This is a genomic window from Microbacterium sp. Leaf151, from assembly GCF_001424225.1.
Lineage (GTDB): Bacteria > Actinomycetota > Actinomycetes > Actinomycetales > Microbacteriaceae > Microbacterium.
In genome coordinates this window covers 337,698-352,883 of record NZ_LMOR01000002.1, presented here as the reverse complement: position 1 = coordinate 352,883, position 15,186 = coordinate 337,698, and the positions used below count along the sequence as shown (strand labels likewise).

The window sequence follows — 15,186 nt, the reverse complement described above, 5'->3', positions numbered from 1 at the left end:
TGCGCGACCATAGCGCGCACGGGTCGCCTCGTCGCGTGGGTGTCCACGACACCCGGACGATCTCCGACCGCTCCCTGGTGTCGTGGACACTCACGCGGCCACGGAGGCGCCCTGCCCGCGCCGCGGCCCCGCCCCCGGTATCGTGGATGCCACACCCTTCAGGCACGCTCACACAGTGCCGCCCATATCGCTCGAGGAGTACCCGCATGGCCACCATTCCCGACAAGCCCGCCCTGGAAGGCCTCGAGCAGAAGTGGGACGCCGCGTGGAACGAGCGCGGCACGTACGTCTTCGACCGCCTGCGCGCCGCCAAAGTCGGTCGCCAGGGCGTGTACTCCGTGGACACCCCGCCGCCGACGGCATCCGGGAGCCTGCACATCGGCCACGTGTTCTCCTTCACGCACACCGACGTGAAGGTGCGCTTCGAGCGCATGCGCGGCAAGACCGTGTTCTACCCGATGGGCTGGGACGACAACGGCCTGCCCACCGAGCGCCGTGTGCAGAACTACTACGGCGTGCGCTGCGACCCCTCGCTCCCCTACGACGCCGACTTCACCCCGCCGTTCGCCGGCGGCGACAACAAGAACAGCAAGGCCGCCGACCAGGTGCCGATCAGCCGCCGCAACTTCATCGAGCTCTGCGAGCAGCTCACGATCGAGGATGAGAAGCAGTTCGAGGAGCTCTTCCGCGAGCTGGGACTCAGCGTCGACTGGACGCAGACCTACCGCACCATCTCCGACGACTCGATCCGCACGAGCCAGCTGGCGTTCCTGCGCAACATCGAGCGCGGCGAGGCGTATCAGTCGATGGCGCCGACCCTGTGGGACGTCGACTTCCGCTCGGCGATCGCCCAGGCCGAGCTCGAAGACCGCGACCAGCCCGCCGCCTACCACCGCGTGGGCTTCGCGAAGACCGACGGCTCCGGCGACGTCTTCATCGAGACCACCCGCCCCGAGCTGCTCGCCGCGTGCGTCGCTCTCGTGGCCAACCCCGACGACGAGCGCTACCAGCCCCTCTTCGGTACGACCGTGCGCACCCCGCTCTTCGATGTCGAGGTGCCGGTGCTCGCGCACCCGCTCGCGCAGAAGGACAAGGGATCGGGCATCGCCATGATCTGCACCTTCGGTGACGTGACCGACATCATCTGGTGGCGCGAGCTCGACCTGCCGAACCGCACGATCATCGGCAAAGACGGACGCATCGTCGCCGACGCCCCCGACGTGATCGTGACGGATGCCGCGAAGGCGGCGTACGACGAACTCGCGGGCAAGACCGTGTTCAGCGCCAAGAAGCGCATCGTCGAGCTGCTGCAGGAATCCGGCGCCATGGAGGGGGCTCCGAAGCCCTTCACCCACCCCGTGAAGTTCTTTGAGAAGGGCGACCGTCCGCTCGAGATCGTGTCGACGCGCCAGTGGTACATCCGCAACGGTGCTCGGGATGCCGAGCTGCGCGAGCGCCTCGTGGCCCTCGGGCGCGAGATGTCGTGGCATCCCGACTTCATGCGCGTGCGCTTCGAGAACTGGACCAACGGCCTCACCGGCGACTGGCTCGTCTCGCGCCAGCGCTTCTTCGGGGTGCCGATCCCCGTCTGGTACGCGCTGGATGAGAACGGGGAGCGCGACTACGCGCGCGTGCTGACCCCCGACCTCGCCGCCCTCCCGGTCGACCCGACGGTCGATGTGCCCCCGGGGTACACCGAGGACCAGCGTGGAGTGGCCGGCGGCTTCGACCCTGAGCTCGACATCCTCGACACCTGGGCGACGTCGTCGCTCACCCCGCAGCTGGCCGGTGGCTGGCAGCGCGACGAGGAGCTGTGGAACCTCGTCGCACCGTTCGACCTGCGACCGCAGGGTCAGGACATCATCCGCACCTGGCTCTTCTCGACGATGCTGCGCAGCGCCCTCGAAGACGACCGGAGCCCCTGGTCGGATGCCGCGATCTCGGGCTTCATCGTCGATCCCGACCGCAAGAAGATGTCGAAGTCGAAGGGCAACGTCGTCACTCCCGCCGACATCCTGAAGCAGCACGGCTCCGACGCCGTGCGCTATTGGTCGGCGTCGAGCCGCCTGGGCACCGATGCCGCCTTCGACCCGCAGAACCCGACGCAGGTGAAGATCGGTCGGCGCCTGTCGATCAAGCTGCTGAACGCGGCGAAGTTCGTACTGTCCTTCCCCGTGCCCGAGGGCGCCGAGGTCACGCACGACCTCGACGCGTCGATGCTCGCGACCCTGGACGCCGTGATTCGAGACGCCACCGCCGCCTTCGAGGCGTACGACCACGCGCGGGCGCTGGAGATCACCGAGTCGTTCTTCTGGACGTTCTGCGACGACTACCTCGAGCTGGTGAAGGAGCGCGCGTACGACCGGTCCGACGTGGGTCAGGCCTCGGCCGCTCTCGCGCTGCGCACGGCCCTCTCGACGCTGGTGCGCCTGTTCGCCCCCGTGCTGTCGTTCGCCGCTGAAGAGACCTGGTCGTGGTTCGAAGAGGGTTCGGTGCACACCGCCGCGTGGCCGGAGCCGCTCGGCATCGACGGCGACCCCGCCGTGCTCACCGCCGTCAGCGCCGCGCTCATCGGCATCCGTCGCGCCAAGACCGAGGCGAAAGCCTCGCAGAAGACGGCCGTGACATCGCTCACGGTTGCCAGCCCCCACGTCGAGGCGCTGCGCCTCGCTGAGGGCGACCTGCGCGCCGTCGGGCGCATCGAGACGATCGCCTTCGCCGAGGGCGACACCACCACCGTCACCGACATCGTGTTCGCACCCCAGGAGGACTGATGCAGCTCGGAACCCGTTGGACCGCCCGTGAGCAGCCGCCGAAGGCCGTCCCCGAGGCGTTGCACGCGCAGATCGCCGCGGTCGAAGAGGCGCTGAATCCCGACGGGCTCAGCGCGCCCGCCCCGCGGTGGACGCTGACGTTCCTCGAGGGGCGCCCCGTCGCCGAGCTCGACACCGGGGTCATCGTGTCCCAGGATGCCGCGGGCGAGATCGTCGTTCGCTACGACGACGACGACGAGTTCGCCTGAGCCGTCCGTTCGCCACGAAGCCCGCTGCGCCCTCTGGGGCGTCGGCGGGCTTCGTCGTGTGGCGCTTGCGACCCGTCGTGCCCGGGAGCGGAGGAGATTCGGGGGACGGAGGACGTCGCACGCGCCCGGGATCCTCCCCCGGCCGGAAGTCCTCCGCTCGGAGGCTCGCCTCGCCGTTCGCACCTGCGCGCACGGCGGGACCGACGTCCGGGAGTGGAGGAGTTTCCGGCGGCGGAGGACGGCGCACGCTCCCAGGATCCTCCGCCCATCGGAAGTCCTCCCCCCGGATCCGTCGCTCGTGCTCGTAGGCTGGGACGATGACGGATGCCGTGACCAATCCCCTCCTCGCACCGCCCGCTCTCCCCTTCGACCTCCCCCCGTACGGAAGCATCCGGCCCGAGCACTACCTGCCCGCCTTCCACGAGGCGTTCGCCGCTCATCGCGCCGAGATCGACGCCATCACCGCGCAGACGGATGAGCCCACGTTCGAGAACACCCTTCTCGCTCTGGAGCGCAGCGGCGTTCTTCTCGATCGTGTGGCGCGGACCTTCTACACCGTCACGTCTGCCGACGGCACCGCCGAGATCCAGGCGATCGAGGAGGAGCTGGCCCCCCTCATGGCCGCGCACAGCGACGCGATCCAGCTGGACGCCACCCTGTTCGCGCGCATCGCGGAGGTGCACGCCCATCTCGACCGACTCGATCTCGATGCCGAGAGCCGCTACCTCGTGGAACGCCGTCACCGCGAGATGTCGCTGGCCGGCGCGGGGCTCGACGACACGCAGAAGGCGCGCCTGACCGACCTCAACCAGCGTCTCTCGGTCCTCACCACGACGTTCGAGAAGAACCTGCTCGCCGACACCAACGACCTGGCCGTCGTGTTCGACGACGCGGCCGAGCTCGACGGCCTGGGCGCGGGCGAGCTGTCGGCCGCGGCGCAGGCGGCGACCAGTCGAGGCCTGGACGGGCGGTACGTCGTCACCCTGACCTTGTACACCGGTCACCCCTACCTCGCGTCACTGACCAACCGCGAGAGCCGTCGACGTCTGCTCGAGGCGTCCCGCTCACGCGCCGCGCGCGGCAACGCCCACGACAACCGCGACGTCCTCCGCGAGATCGTGCGCGTGCGCGCGGAGCGCGCCGCCCTGCTCGGATACCCCTCGCACGCGGCCGCCGTCCTCGCGGACCAGACGGCGGGGTCTCCGGATGCCGCCCGCGACCTGCTCCGCCGACTCGCTGTGCCCGCCGCCGCCAACGCGCGGTCCGAGCAAGACGCCCTCCAGAAGATCGCCGATGCGGACGGCATCCACATCGAGGCCGCCGACTGGGCCCTCTACACCGAGAAGGTACGCGCCGAGCGGTACGACCTCGATCGCGCGGAGCTGCGCCCCTGGTTCGAAGCGGAGCGCGTTCTGCGCGACGGCGTCTTCTTCGCCGCCGAACAGCTGTACGGCGTGACCATCGCCGAACGTCACGACCTGCAGGGCTACCATCCCGAGGTGCGCGTGTTCGAGGTGCGCAACGCCGACGGTGGCGAGCTCGGGCTGTTCCTGCTCGACCTCTACACCCGCGACAGCAAGCGGGGCGGCGCGTGGATGAACTCGATCGTGACGCAGTCCACGCTGCGCGGCACCGCCCCCGTCGTCGTCAACAATCTCAACGTCAACAAGCCGGCCCCGGGCACGCCGACCCTTCTGACGTTGGATGAGGTCACGACGCTGTTCCACGAGTTCGGTCACGCCCTGCACGGCCTGTTCGCCACGGTGACGTACCCGCACTTCGCCGGCACCGCGGTCTACCGCGATTTCGTCGAGTTCCCGAGCCAGGTGAATGAGATGTGGATCCTCTGGCCCGAGATCCTCACGAACTACGCCCGTCACATCGACACCGGCGAACCGCTCCTGTCCGACGTCGTCGATCGCCTGCATGCCTCGGAGGCGTTCAACCAGGGCTTCGCGACGAGCGAGTACCTCGCGGCATCCTGGATCGATCAGGCGTGGCACGGCCTGTCCGTCGACGAGGCGTCGGCCGAGATCGACGTCGCCGAGTTCGAGGCCGCTGCTCTGGCCGACATCGGCCTCGACAATCCCGTCGTGCCGACCCGGTACGCCTCGACGTACTTCGCGCACGTGTTCTCGGGTGGGTACAGCGCCGGGTACTACTCCTACATCTGGAGCGAGGTTCTCGACGCCGACACCGTCGAATGGTTCCGCGAGAACGGCGGTCTGGCCCGCGCGAACGGTGAGCGCTTCCGCCAGAAGGTGTTGGGCGTCGGTGGCGCCGGCGACCCGCTCGCGGCCTACCGCGACTTCCGTGGACGGGATGCCGACATCCGCCCGCTCCTGGAGCGACGCGGCCTCACGGGGTGACACCGCGCGCGGGGGCGCGCATAGCGCCCCCGCACCGGACCGGAACGGGTGTCGTCGGTGCGTGCGCTTGTGTGCGGGGCGTGCTCGCGCGCCGTGGCGTTTCTGCGCAGGCACGGGTGAGGCCCGGCGCGCGCAGTCGCGATGGCCGTCGGCGTCGTGCGGCTCAGGCGCTACCGTCCCCGGTGCGCGGGCGGCTCAGGCGCTACCGTCCCCGGTGCGCGGGCGGCTCAGGCGCTGCCGTCCCCGGTGCGCGGGTGGCTCAGGCGCTGCGGCGCTTCTGCGCGAGCACGATCGTCGGCTGCGCGCCGTCTTCGACGGAAGCGCGCGTGATGACGACCTTCGCGATGTCGTCGGCCGAGGGCACGTCGAACATGATCGGCCCGAGCACGTCTTCGAGAATGGCGCGAAGCCCGCGGGCGCCCGTCTTGCGCAGCACGGCGAGGTCGGCGATGGCACGCAGGGCGTCTTCGTCGAACTCGAGCTGCACCCCGTCGATCTCGAACATGCGCTGGTACTGCTTGACCAACGCGTTCCGAGGCGCCGTGAGGATCTCCATCAGCGCGTCCTGGTCGAGCGGAGACACGGATGCAACAACGGGCAGACGACCGATGAACTCGGGGATCAGGCCGAACTTGTGGAGGTCTTCGGGCAGCGCCTCGCTGAAGAGGTCGGGCGCGTCTTCCTTGCGGTGCAGCGGGGCACCGAAACCGACGCCGTGCTTACCGACACGCGCGGAGATGATCTCCTCGAGACCCGCGAAAGCGCCGGCGACGATGAACAACACGTTGGTCGTGTCGATCTGGATGAACTCCTGGTGCGGGTGCTTGCGTCCACCCTGCGGCGGGACGGAGGCGACGGTGCCCTCGAGGATCTTCAGCAGCGCCTGCTGAACGCCCTCACCGGAGACGTCGCGCGTGATCGAAGGGTTCTCCGCCTTGCGGGCGATCTTGTCGACCTCGTCGATGTAGATGATGCCGGTCTCGGCGCGCTTCACGTCGAAGTCGGCGGCCTGCAGGAGCTTGAGCAGGATGTTCTCGACGTCTTCACCGACGTAGCCGGCCTCGGTGAGGGCCGTGGCATCCGCCACCGCGAAGGGCACGTTGAGACGCTTCGCGAGCGTCTGTGCGAGGTACGTCTTTCCACATCCCGTGGGACCGAGCAGCAGGATGTTGCTCTTGGCGATGTCGATCTCTTCGGCGCGGGCCTCAGCGGGCTGCAGCGTGCCGTGCGCGCGGATGCGCTTGTAGTGGTTGTAGACGGCGACGGCGAGGGCACGCTTCGCGGCATCCTGACCGACGACGTACTCCTCGAGGAAGGAGAAGATCTCGCGGGGCTTGGGAAGATCGAACTCGGCGACGTCACCGGCCGACGATTCGGCCATGCGCTCTTCGATGATCTCGTTGCACAGCTCGACGCACTCGTCGCAGATGTACACGCCGGGACCGGCGATGAGCTGCTGAACCTGCTTCTGGCTCTTGCCGCAGAAGGAACACTTGAACAAGTCGGCGCTCTCACCGATACGTGCCATGCCGGTTCCTCCCGTCACCCGGCCCCCGCCGGTGTGTAGTCGAGCCTAACCCGTGCCCGTACGAACCAAGGGCATTTACGACCGCGGCGGTGTCATGATCGCCCAGGGCGGACGCGCGGCATCCGCTGACGCCCGCGGTCCACCCGTCAGCGGCGACGCAGCGTGCGTCGAGACGACGTGTCCCTGACACCTCGGCTGCAGCCTGCCACCGTGATGCAGCGTCGATGCGAACCGCGCGCCCGGAGTTCGACGGATGGCGGGCCGGCCGAACACGGCGAAGCCCCGCAGACCGAACGAGGTCTGCGGGGCTTCGTGCGGTGAGTGCCTCAGGCGGTGAGAGCCGCGGGCACACGCTTGCGCGTGGTCAGCACCTGGTCGACGATGCCGTACTCCATCGCCTCGTGAGCGGAGAGGATCTTGTCGCGGTCGATGTCCTTGTTGATCTTCGCGACGTCCTGACCGGTGTGGTGCGCCATCGTGGCTTCGAGCCAGGTGCGCATGCGGAGGATCTCCTGCGCCTGGATCTCGATGTCGGACGCCTGCCCGTGGCCCGCCTCGCCCATCGCGGGCTGGTGGATCAGGATGCGGGCGTTCGGCAGGGCGAGACGCTTGCCGGGGGCGCCGGCGGCGAGCAGCACCGAGGCAGCCGAGGCCGCCTGGCCGAGCACGACGGTCTGGATCTGCGGCGAGACGTACTGCATCGTGTCGTAGATCGCCGTCATGGCCGTGAACGAGCCACCGGGCGAGTTGATGTACATGATGATGTCGCGGTCGGGGTCCTGCGACTCGAGCACGAGCAGCTGGGCCATGACATCGTCGGCCGAGGCGTCGTCGACCTGGACGCCCAGGAAGATGACGCGGTCCTCGAACAGTTTGTTGTAGGGGTCCTGGCGCTTGTAGCCGTAGGCCGTGCGCTCCTCGAACTGAGGGAGGACGTAGCGGCTCGAGGGCATGTGCGCCGCGGCGCCGCCGAAGGTGGGGATGTTCATGTCGGTGTCCTTTTCCTCTCGCCTCAGACCGCAGCGGTTCCGCCGCCGCCGGTGACGTCGGTGGCGTGCTCACGCATGTGGTCGACGAAGCCGTACTCGAGGGCCTCCTGCGCCGTGAACCAACGGTCCCGGTCGCCGTCCTCGTTGATCTGCTCGACGCTCTTGCCCGTCTGCGCCGCAGTGATCTCGGCGAGGCGACGCTTCATGTCGAGGATGAGCTGCGCCTGCGTCTGGATGTCGCTCGACGTTCCGCCGAAGCCACCGTGCGGCTGGTGCAGCAGCACGCGGGCGTTGGGCGTGATGTAGCGCTTGCCCTTGGTGCCGCTGGTCAGCAGCAACTGGCCCATCGACGCCGCCATGCCGATGCCGACGGTGACGATGTCGTTCGGCACGAACTGCATGGTGTCGTAAATCGCCATGCCGGCTGTGATCGAGCCGCCAGGCGAGTTGATGTAGAGGTAGATGTCCTTCTGCGGGTCTTCTGCTGCGAGCAGCAGGATCTTGGCGCAGATCTCGTTGGCGTTATCGTCGCGCACCTCGGAACCGAGCCAGATGATGCGGTCCTTCAGCAGCCTGTCGAAGACGCTCGTTGCCATAAGGGGTTCGGGCATGTGTGCTCCTCTTCCGGTGATCTTCAACGAATCTACCGGCGCGTTCCGGGGCGGGATGCCGTGTTCGCCGCGGGCGGATCAGCGCGGTTCTTCGGCGATTTCACGCGCGTATCCGGTCACCGACCGGGTATAGCGCGGTAGGTGCGGGGCGAGCGCCTGCAGAGCGATGGATGCCGCCCTCTCGGGCTCCCCGTTCGACACCAGCGCGAGCGCGTAGAAGGCGGCCGCCGCGTCGTGCAGGTCGCCGCGCGGCTCGCGCTCGTACTCCGCCCGTAGCAGGGCCAGCGCTTCCGCCGTCTCACCGAGGTTGCGGATCGTGCTGGCGAGTTGGATGGTCGCACGAGTACGACGCTCGTCGTCGAGACCGATCTGGAGCGCCCTGCGGTACAGTCCCTCCGCCTCCCGCTCTCGCCCGGCCGAATCGCGGGCCCCGGCCCGCTCGAACAGCGCCACCGCGTCGTCCTGGGGACGCTCCGTAGCGAGCTCGTCGATGCGGGTGATCACGTCAGTGGGGTCGAGCGTTTCGTCGGCCCACACGGCATCCACTCGGCTCTGCCAGTCGTCCATGACGTCTCTCCGGTCTCCTGGGGTCGTGCTGTCCTGTTGATTGTCCACAACACGCCGCATCACCGGGCCCCGCGCGGCGTGTCCTGGACACTCAACAGCATCCGGGGCCACCGCCGACTCGCTCGCACGCCCCGTCCCCAAAACCCCTGTTGAGTGTCCAGGAATCGCCGTTCGGGTGGCTGGCCTGCGGCGTGTCCTGGACACTCAACAGGGGGTAGGGACGGCATCCGGGAACGACGAAGGGGGCGGATGCCACGGCATCCGCCCCCTTCGTCATGACTTACTCGCTGTCAGCGGCCTTGTCGGCGGCCTTCTTCTTGGCGGGGGCGCGCTTCTTGGCGGGGGCCTTCGCGGGGGCCTCCTCGGCGGGCGACTCTTCGGCGGGCGCTTCTTCTGCCTCGACGACGGCGTCGGCGTCGGCCGCGGCGTCAGCGATCTCCTGCGCCTCTTCGACGACCTCGTCCTCGCCGTCGGTGGGCTCTTCGCCCTCGACGGCGACGAAGCCGGTCAGATCGACGGGCTTGCCGTCGGTGTCGACGACCGTGACCTTGCCGAGCGCGATGGCCAGGGCCTTGTTGCGCGCGACCTCTCCGACGAGCGCGGGCAGCTGGTTGCCCTGCTGCAGCGCGTTGACGAAGTCCTGCGGCGCCATGTTGTACTGCGCGGCCGACTGGATGAGGTACTGGGTCAGCTCGTCCTGCGACACCTGGACGTTGGCGTCTTCGGCGATCTTGTCGAGGACCATCTGCGTGCGGAACTGCTTCTCGCTCGCCTCGGTCACCTCGGCGCGGTGCTCGTCGTCTTCGAGGCGGTTCTCGCCCTCGAGGTGGTTGTGGACCTCGTCCTCGATGAGCGCCGGCGGCACGGGGATCTCGACGGCCTCGAGGAGGGCTTCGATGAACTTGTCGCGCGCAGCGGCGCCCTGCGTGAACACCGACTGCTGCGAGACACGCTCGTTGAGCGACTCGCGGAGTTCGGCGATCGTGTCGAACTCGGATGCCATCTGGGCGAAGTCGTCGTCAGCGTCAGGGAGCTCGCGCTCCTTGACGGCCTTGATGGTCACGGCCACCTCGGCCTCTTCACCGGCGTGGTCGCCGCCGACGAGCTTCGAGCGGAACGTGGTCTCTTCGTCGGCGGTGAGCGACTCGATGGCCTCGTCGATGCCCTCGAGCAGCTCGCCGGAACCGATCTCGTACGACACGCCCTCGGCGCGGTCGATCTCGGCACCGTCGATGGTGGCGACGAGGTCGAGCTCGACGAAGTCACCGGTCGTCGCGGGACGGTCGACGGTGACGAGCGTGCCGAAACGGGCGCGCAGCTTGTCGAGCTCGGCGTCGATGCCGGCCTCGTCGACCTCGGCGGCGTCGACGGTCACCGTGATGGTGTCGTACGCGGGCAGGTCGAACTCGGGGCGCACGTCGACCTCGACGTCGACGATCAGGTCACCCGAGAAGTCTTTCAGCTCGGGCAGTTCGATGATCTCGGCGTTGGGGCGACCGATCACGCGCAGGTCATTCGCCTCGACGGCCGCGCGGTAGAACCCGTCGAGCCCTTCGTTGACGGCGTGCTCGATGACGGCGCCGCGGCCCATGCGCTGGTCGATGATGGGCGCGGGCACCTTGCCCTTGCGGAAGCCGGGGATCTGCACATCTTTGGCGATGTGCTCGTAGGCGTGCGCGATGCTCGGCTTGAGCTCGTCGGGCGAGACCGTGATGTGGAGCTTGACCCGGGTGGGGCTGAGCTTCTCGACGGTGCTGTTGACCATGCGGTTCGTTCTCCTCGTGTGGCCCGCGCGCACGCGGGGGCCGGCTAGGCCTGTGGTCTGTGGGGCCGTGACGTCGGGGCGACAGGATTTGAACCTGCGGCCTCCCGCTCCCAAAGCGGGCGCTCTACCAAGCTGAGCTACGCCCCGGGGCGGCGCGCGGCACGCGCCGACGAAACGACCGCTGAAAGTCTAGTCGATCGGCCTGAGCGCGCAGGTCCCGCCAGACAGGAACCGGCGGAGACGCCCGTGGGTCGCGTTCGCACCACCCGCGCGGGTGTCGTAGAGTGGTCGAGTTCGAGTTCGTCGTCCTCTTCAGGATGCCGAAATTCGGGGCTGTAGCTTAGTGGTAAAGCCTCTGTCTTCCAAACAGATGATGCGAGTTCGATTCTCGTCAGCCCCTCCACATCCTGGCTGTCATGTCGCGTCCGTCACCGCACGGAAAGACTTCGGCAGGACGACGTTCTCCCCGGCATCCGCGAAGAAGCCCGCGACCTGGTTCGGGCGGTACCCGGCGATCCCGCACCCCACCTCGGTGACGAGGAACCGCAGGTCAGGATGCGCGGCCGCGAAGGCGACGAACCGTCGCACCTGCTCCTCGAACACCGTCAGCCCCGACATCGTGTCGATGCCGTACGACTGGCCCTGCAGTCCTTCGCTCTGACCCCAGACGGCGCCGAAGTGGTCGAGGGCGAAGCGCGCCGCTCCCCCGCCGTGCGCGCCGGATGCGTTCGATCCGAAGACGAAGACTTCACCCGGTTGCAGTGACGTGATGTGCATGGCGCGAGCCTACGGACCGACCCGCGTCCCGCAAGGGGCTTCACTCGCCGAGTGCCGGCCGTTCTCCGACGAGCAGCGCTGAACGGTGCCGAGCGCTGTGCGCGACGTAGGTCTGCGCGTTCCGCAGCATCTTAGCCCGCTCATCGTCGCTGAGCGCACGCCGCACCTTCGCCGGAACGCCCGCCACGAGCGAGCCCGCCGGCACCACCGTGCCCTCGAGCACGACCGCTCCCCCGGCCACGAGGCATCCGGGTCCGATCTCGGCGCCGGAGAGGACGACGCTGCCCATGCCGATCAGCGAGCCGTCGCCGATCGTGCATCCGTGGACGACGGCGTTGTGCCCCACCGACACGTCGGCCCCGATGACCACGGGCCGCCCGGCATCGACGTGCACCGAGACGTTGTCCTGCAGGTTGCTGCGCGCCCCGACCGTGATCGACGCGCTGTCCGCTCGAAGGACCGCGTTGTACCAGACGCTCGCGCCTTCGCCGAGGTGCACCTCCCCCACGATCCGCGCACCGGATGCCACGAACGCGGCGGCATCGAGAGCGGGGGCGGCGTCAGGGAGGGCGAGCACGGTGGCATCCGGGGCGATCGTCATGCGCCCGACCCTATCCACGGTCGCCGACGCCGCCGCAAATGCCGCCGGAGAGTAGGTGAGGATTGCCTATTCACCAGGGATTTAGCCGAGCCTCATCTTGCTTGCGGAATGGAACAGAGTGAGTAGCGTTCTTTACATCAGACTTCGAACGTCGCCTAAGGAGCAAAAATGAGCATCGTTCAGACCCCCGCCGCCACCACCGTCGATCCGACCATGGCAGCCGGCACCGCCCAGTTCCTCTCCCCCGTCGTGATCGGCCTCGAGGCGCTCGTCGTCAACGGCAAGCAGGCACACTGGCACGTGCGCGGTGCCAACTTCATCGGCGTGCACGAGCTGCTCGACACGGTCGTCGCCCACGCGCAGGACTGGGCCGACCTCGCCGCTGAGCGCATCGTCGCCCTGGGCCTGCCGATCGACGCCCGTCTGTCGACCGTCGCAGCCAAGGCCAAGGCCACCGAGGTGCCCGCCGGCTTCGCACAGTCCGACGTCGTCATCCGCGCCGTCATCGCCGACATCGACGCCGTGCTCGTCGACCTCGAGGCCGCCATCGAGGGCCTCAACGAGGTCGACATGTCGAGCCAGGACGTCGCCATCGAGATCAAGCGCGGCCTCGACAAGGACCGCTGGTTCCTGTTCGCGCACCTCGCCGCGTAAGACGTGTTTTCTGAGGGGGCGGTGCTTCGGCGCCGCCCCCTTCGTCGTTCTCGTGACGATCGCGTGAGGGGTCAGCACGTGTCGCCGAGTGAATGCCAGGCGACGCTCATCGACCCCTCACGCGCGGGGCTCAGCCGTGCGTGACCCGACCGGCGATCAGCGTCGTGCGCACCGGCATCGTCCGCAGGCTCCGCTCGTCGGCCGTGAGGGGGTCTGCTCCGACGATGACGAGATCCGCCGCCGCGCCGGGTGAGATCTCGGCCGGCGCCGTCGATCCGCCGACGGTGGATGCCGCGATCGCCGTGCCGATGTCGACTCTCTGGTGCGGCTGCCAGGCGTCGCGCCCGTCGCGTGTGCGGAACACCGCCGACGCCATTGCCGCCCACGGATCGAGCGGCGCCACCGGGGCGTCGGACCCGAAGCGCACGTTCGCGCCGCTGTCGACCAGGGCCCGTAGCGGGTACGGCTGCGCGGACTGCTCCGCCCACACGGCATCCGTCATGTCGCGGTCGTCCAGCGCATGCTCGGGCTGAACACTCGCCGCCACCCCCAGCCGAGCGAAGCGCGGGATGTCGGCGTGGGCGACGAGCTGCGCGTGCTCGATGGTGCCGACGGCACCGCTTCGTGCGTACGCGTCGAGGGCGTGACTGTTGGCGACGTCGCCGATCGCGTGGATGGCGCACTCCAGACCCGCCGCCGTCGCCCGCGTCATCATCTCGACGAGCTCGTCGGGTGCCACGGTCAGCAGGCCGTGGTTGTCGACGTCGCCCGGGTAGTGGTGCGCGCACGCGGCGGTGCGTGTCCCGAGCGATCCATCGGTAATGGCCTTGAACGGTCCGACACGGATCAGGTCGTCGACGGCGCCGCGCACGGGGTCTCCCGTGCGAAGGCCCTCGGTGATCGCCCGATCCAGGTGCTGCGGGTATGTGCCGTACGTCACGCGCACCGTGTCGAAACCGCGCGCCGCGCGCCGCTGCCACGGGCCGTCGTTCCACGTCATGTCGAGATCGACCATGCCCACGATTCCGCGGGCGGCGGCTGCCCGCGCCATGCGCTCCACGGCCCGGTCGGCGACCTCGGGGTGGACGGCGTTCAGGCGACGCGAGATCTCGAAGGCGTCCTCCTCGCGCAGCATCCCGGATGCCACGGGCGCGAAGCCCTCGCGCCGGAAGGCCGCCGAGTTGAGCCAGACACTGTGCACGTCGGCGTTGATGAGATAGGTCGGAAAGACGCCGGTGGTGGCATCCAGCATCTGCAGGCTCGGCGCGTCGGACCACAGGCCGTCGCGGAATCCGACGCCGACGCGGCATCCCTCGCTCAGCGCCGCCGCGCCCATGACGGCGGCCGCCTCGCGCGCCGACGAGACTCCGGCGAGGGGGACGCGATCAGCGACGAGCGCCCACTGGAGCGCGTGGACGTGGTGGTCCCAGAGCCCTGGAAGCAACCAGCCGCCCTCGCCGTCGATCACGAGACCGGTCGGACGCAGATTGCCGGTGGGCGCGATGTCGGCGATTCGCCCGCCCGCGATGACGATGTCGACCGGTTCATCGGTGGGGAGGAACTCGCTACCGGGACCCGCGACCCGCACCGCGCGGAGGAACCCCGCGCTCTCGCCGATCACGGGCGCACCCGCGCGTCGGCGGCCCGACGCATCTCGGCCGAGAGCTCGGGGTTCTGTGCGGACACGCCCTGGATCACCGTCTCGACCACCTCGGCGCTCTTGTTCTGGCTGAGCTTGCGCTTGGCGGTGACCCGCGTGGGCGTGAGGCGGAAGCCGACCGTCCCACGCTCCAGCCGCTCCACGAACGCGGCGTCGTTGGGCAGCGCGTAGAGGCCGCGCGCGTCGGCGTCGTCGCCCTCGAAACGGGCCACCAGACGTTCGAGCACGCGCAGGTTCTCCTGCGGCGTGAGCAGTTCCGGGATGCCGGACAGGTGCGCCGACACGAAGTTCCACGTCGGCACGGCCGGGACGTCGCCGTACCACCGGGGGGTGATGTAGCCGTGGGGGCCCTGTACGACCACGAGCAGTTCGCGATCGCCGAGCCCGAGGATGAGGTCGTCGGGTTTGCCGACGTGACCGACGATGGTGAGGTCGTCACGTTCGTCGTCGAGCATGACGGCGTAGTGCGAGGCGACGAGGCCGTCGTCGGTCTGACTGACGAGTGTGACCCACGGGTGGCGGTCGATCAGGCGTCGGATCTCACCGACGTCGGTCATCGCGAAGCTGGGGTTCTGACGCACCGGTTCAGCCTAGAACGCCGGTGGCGCGGGCGAGCTCAGCAGCCCGCGCGGAAGACCGCCCG

The 15,186-nt window shown here is 68.9% G+C and carries 13 protein-coding genes and 2 tRNA genes; 5 read left to right on the top strand and 10 right to left on the bottom strand.

The genetic code is table 11. The annotated features are described in order from the left end of the window. The first annotated feature begins 206 nt into the window (after positions 1 to 206). The 3 genes from valS to ASF76_RS05735 all read left to right on the top strand — a co-directional run bounded on the left by valS (position 207) and on the right by ASF76_RS05735 (position 5,391). A complete protein-coding gene (gene valS, locus ASF76_RS05745) occupies positions 207 to 2,774 on the top strand; it encodes a valine--tRNA ligase (RefSeq protein ID WP_055954312.1) in 2,568 nt (855 codons plus the stop codon). Continuing rightward, a complete protein-coding gene (locus ASF76_RS05740; protein WP_055954309.1) occupies positions 2,774 to 3,022 on the top strand; it encodes a hypothetical protein in 249 nt (82 codons plus the stop codon). Before valS ends, ASF76_RS05740 begins: the two co-directional genes overlap by 1 nt. A gap of 317 nt (positions 3,023 to 3,339) precedes the next feature. Next, positions 3,340 to 5,391, top strand: a complete 2,052-nt coding sequence (locus tag ASF76_RS05735) for a M3 family metallopeptidase (protein WP_055954306.1) — start codon at positions 3,340 to 3,342, stop codon at positions 5,389 to 5,391. 259 nt (positions 5,392 to 5,650) lie between these two features. Here ASF76_RS05735 and clpX read toward each other — a convergent pair whose 3' ends face one another. From clpX to ASF76_RS05705, 6 genes are all read right to left on the bottom strand, one after another. Beyond that, positions 5,651 to 6,919, bottom strand: coding sequence for an ATP-dependent Clp protease ATP-binding subunit ClpX (gene clpX / locus ASF76_RS05730; RefSeq protein ID WP_055954303.1), 1,269 nt, complete (start codon positions 6,917 to 6,919; stop codon positions 5,651 to 5,653). 326 nt (positions 6,920 to 7,245) lie between these two features. Then, on the bottom strand, positions 7,246 to 7,908 hold the full coding sequence (locus ASF76_RS05725; protein WP_055954300.1) for an ATP-dependent Clp protease proteolytic subunit: 663 nt from the start codon (positions 7,906 to 7,908) through the stop codon (positions 7,246 to 7,248). Positions 7,909 to 7,931: 23 nt separating this feature from the next. Beyond that, on the bottom strand, positions 7,932 to 8,519 hold the full coding sequence (locus tag ASF76_RS05720) for an ATP-dependent Clp protease proteolytic subunit (RefSeq protein ID WP_055954298.1): 588 nt from the start codon (positions 8,517 to 8,519) through the stop codon (positions 7,932 to 7,934). Positions 8,520 to 8,597: 78 nt separating this feature from the next. Then, on the bottom strand, positions 8,598 to 9,086 hold the full coding sequence (locus tag ASF76_RS05715; protein WP_055954295.1) for a tetratricopeptide repeat protein: 489 nt from the start codon (positions 9,084 to 9,086) through the stop codon (positions 8,598 to 8,600). Positions 9,087 to 9,366: 280 nt separating this feature from the next. Next, positions 9,367 to 10,851 (bottom strand): trigger factor, encoded by a 1,485-nt coding sequence (gene tig / locus ASF76_RS05710; RefSeq protein WP_055954293.1) that lies wholly within the window; start codon positions 10,849 to 10,851, stop codon positions 9,367 to 9,369. A 73-nt stretch (positions 10,852 to 10,924) separates the two neighbouring features. Further along, positions 10,925 to 10,998: transfer RNA gene (locus ASF76_RS05705), tRNA-Pro, on the bottom strand. A 182-nt stretch (positions 10,999 to 11,180) separates the two neighbouring features. On the opposite strand from ASF76_RS05705, the gene ASF76_RS05700 reads away from it, so the two are divergent. Next, positions 11,181 to 11,254: transfer RNA gene (locus tag ASF76_RS05700), tRNA-Gly, on the top strand. An 11-nt stretch (positions 11,255 to 11,265) separates the two neighbouring features. On the opposite strand, the gene ASF76_RS05695 is transcribed toward ASF76_RS05700, so the two are convergent. Together ASF76_RS05695 and ASF76_RS05690 are read right to left on the bottom strand one after the other, a co-directional pair. Then, on the bottom strand, positions 11,266 to 11,628 hold the full coding sequence (locus tag ASF76_RS05695) for an A1S_2505 family phage non-structural protein (RefSeq protein ID WP_055954290.1): 363 nt from the start codon (positions 11,626 to 11,628) through the stop codon (positions 11,266 to 11,268). Positions 11,629 to 11,668: 40 nt separating this feature from the next. After that, on the bottom strand, positions 11,669 to 12,229 hold the full coding sequence (locus ASF76_RS05690; protein ID WP_055954288.1) for a gamma carbonic anhydrase family protein: 561 nt from the start codon (positions 12,227 to 12,229) through the stop codon (positions 11,669 to 11,671). 168 nt (positions 12,230 to 12,397) lie between these two features. Between ASF76_RS05690 and ASF76_RS05685 the strand changes: the two genes are divergently transcribed. Further along, complete coding sequence (locus ASF76_RS05685; protein WP_055954286.1) at positions 12,398 to 12,883, top strand: Dps family protein; 486 nt, start codon at positions 12,398 to 12,400, stop codon at positions 12,881 to 12,883. Positions 12,884 to 13,013: 130 nt separating this feature from the next. Here the strand turns inward: ASF76_RS05685 and ASF76_RS05680 are convergent, their stop codons facing one another. After that, a complete protein-coding gene (locus tag ASF76_RS05680) occupies positions 13,014 to 14,504 on the bottom strand; it encodes an amidohydrolase (protein ID WP_055954283.1) in 1,491 nt (496 codons plus the stop codon). Further along, positions 14,501 to 15,124, bottom strand: coding sequence for an FMN-binding negative transcriptional regulator (locus tag ASF76_RS05675; RefSeq protein WP_200936085.1), 624 nt, complete (start codon positions 15,122 to 15,124; stop codon positions 14,501 to 14,503). Before ASF76_RS05675 ends, ASF76_RS05680 begins: the two co-directional genes overlap by 4 nt. Positions 15,125 to 15,186: the final 62 nt, after the last annotated feature.

What these genes read in the sequence shown, in the direction of transcription:
- valS (WP_055954312.1), top strand. Translation starts at nt 207, where the DNA reads ATGGCCACCATTCCCGACAAGCCCGCCCTGGAAGGCCTCGAGCAGAAG.
- ASF76_RS05740 (WP_055954309.1), top strand. Translation starts at nt 2,774, where the DNA reads ATGCAGCTCGGAACCCGTTGGACCGCCCGTGAGCAGCCGCCGAAGGCC.
- ASF76_RS05735 (WP_055954306.1), top strand. Translation starts at nt 3,340, where the DNA reads ATGACGGATGCCGTGACCAATCCCCTCCTCGCACCGCCCGCTCTCCCC.
- clpX (WP_055954303.1), bottom strand. Translation starts at nt 6,919, where the DNA reads ATGGCACGTATCGGTGAGAGCGCCGACTTGTTCAAGTGTTCCTTCTGC.
- ASF76_RS05725 (WP_055954300.1), bottom strand. Translation starts at nt 7,908, where the DNA reads ATGAACATCCCCACCTTCGGCGGCGCCGCGGCGCACATGCCCTCGAGC.
- ASF76_RS05720 (WP_055954298.1), bottom strand. Translation starts at nt 8,519, where the DNA reads ATGCCCGAACCCCTTATGGCAACGAGCGTCTTCGACAGGCTGCTGAAG.
- ASF76_RS05715 (WP_055954295.1), bottom strand. Translation starts at nt 9,086, where the DNA reads ATGGACGACTGGCAGAGCCGAGTGGATGCCGTGTGGGCCGACGAAACG.
- tig (WP_055954293.1), bottom strand. Translation starts at nt 10,851, where the DNA reads ATGGTCAACAGCACCGTCGAGAAGCTCAGCCCCACCCGGGTCAAGCTC.
- ASF76_RS05695 (WP_055954290.1), bottom strand. Translation starts at nt 11,628, where the DNA reads ATGCACATCACGTCACTGCAACCGGGTGAAGTCTTCGTCTTCGGATCG.
- ASF76_RS05690 (WP_055954288.1), bottom strand. Translation starts at nt 12,229, where the DNA reads ATGACGATCGCCCCGGATGCCACCGTGCTCGCCCTCCCTGACGCCGCC.
- ASF76_RS05685 (WP_055954286.1), top strand. Translation starts at nt 12,398, where the DNA reads ATGAGCATCGTTCAGACCCCCGCCGCCACCACCGTCGATCCGACCATG.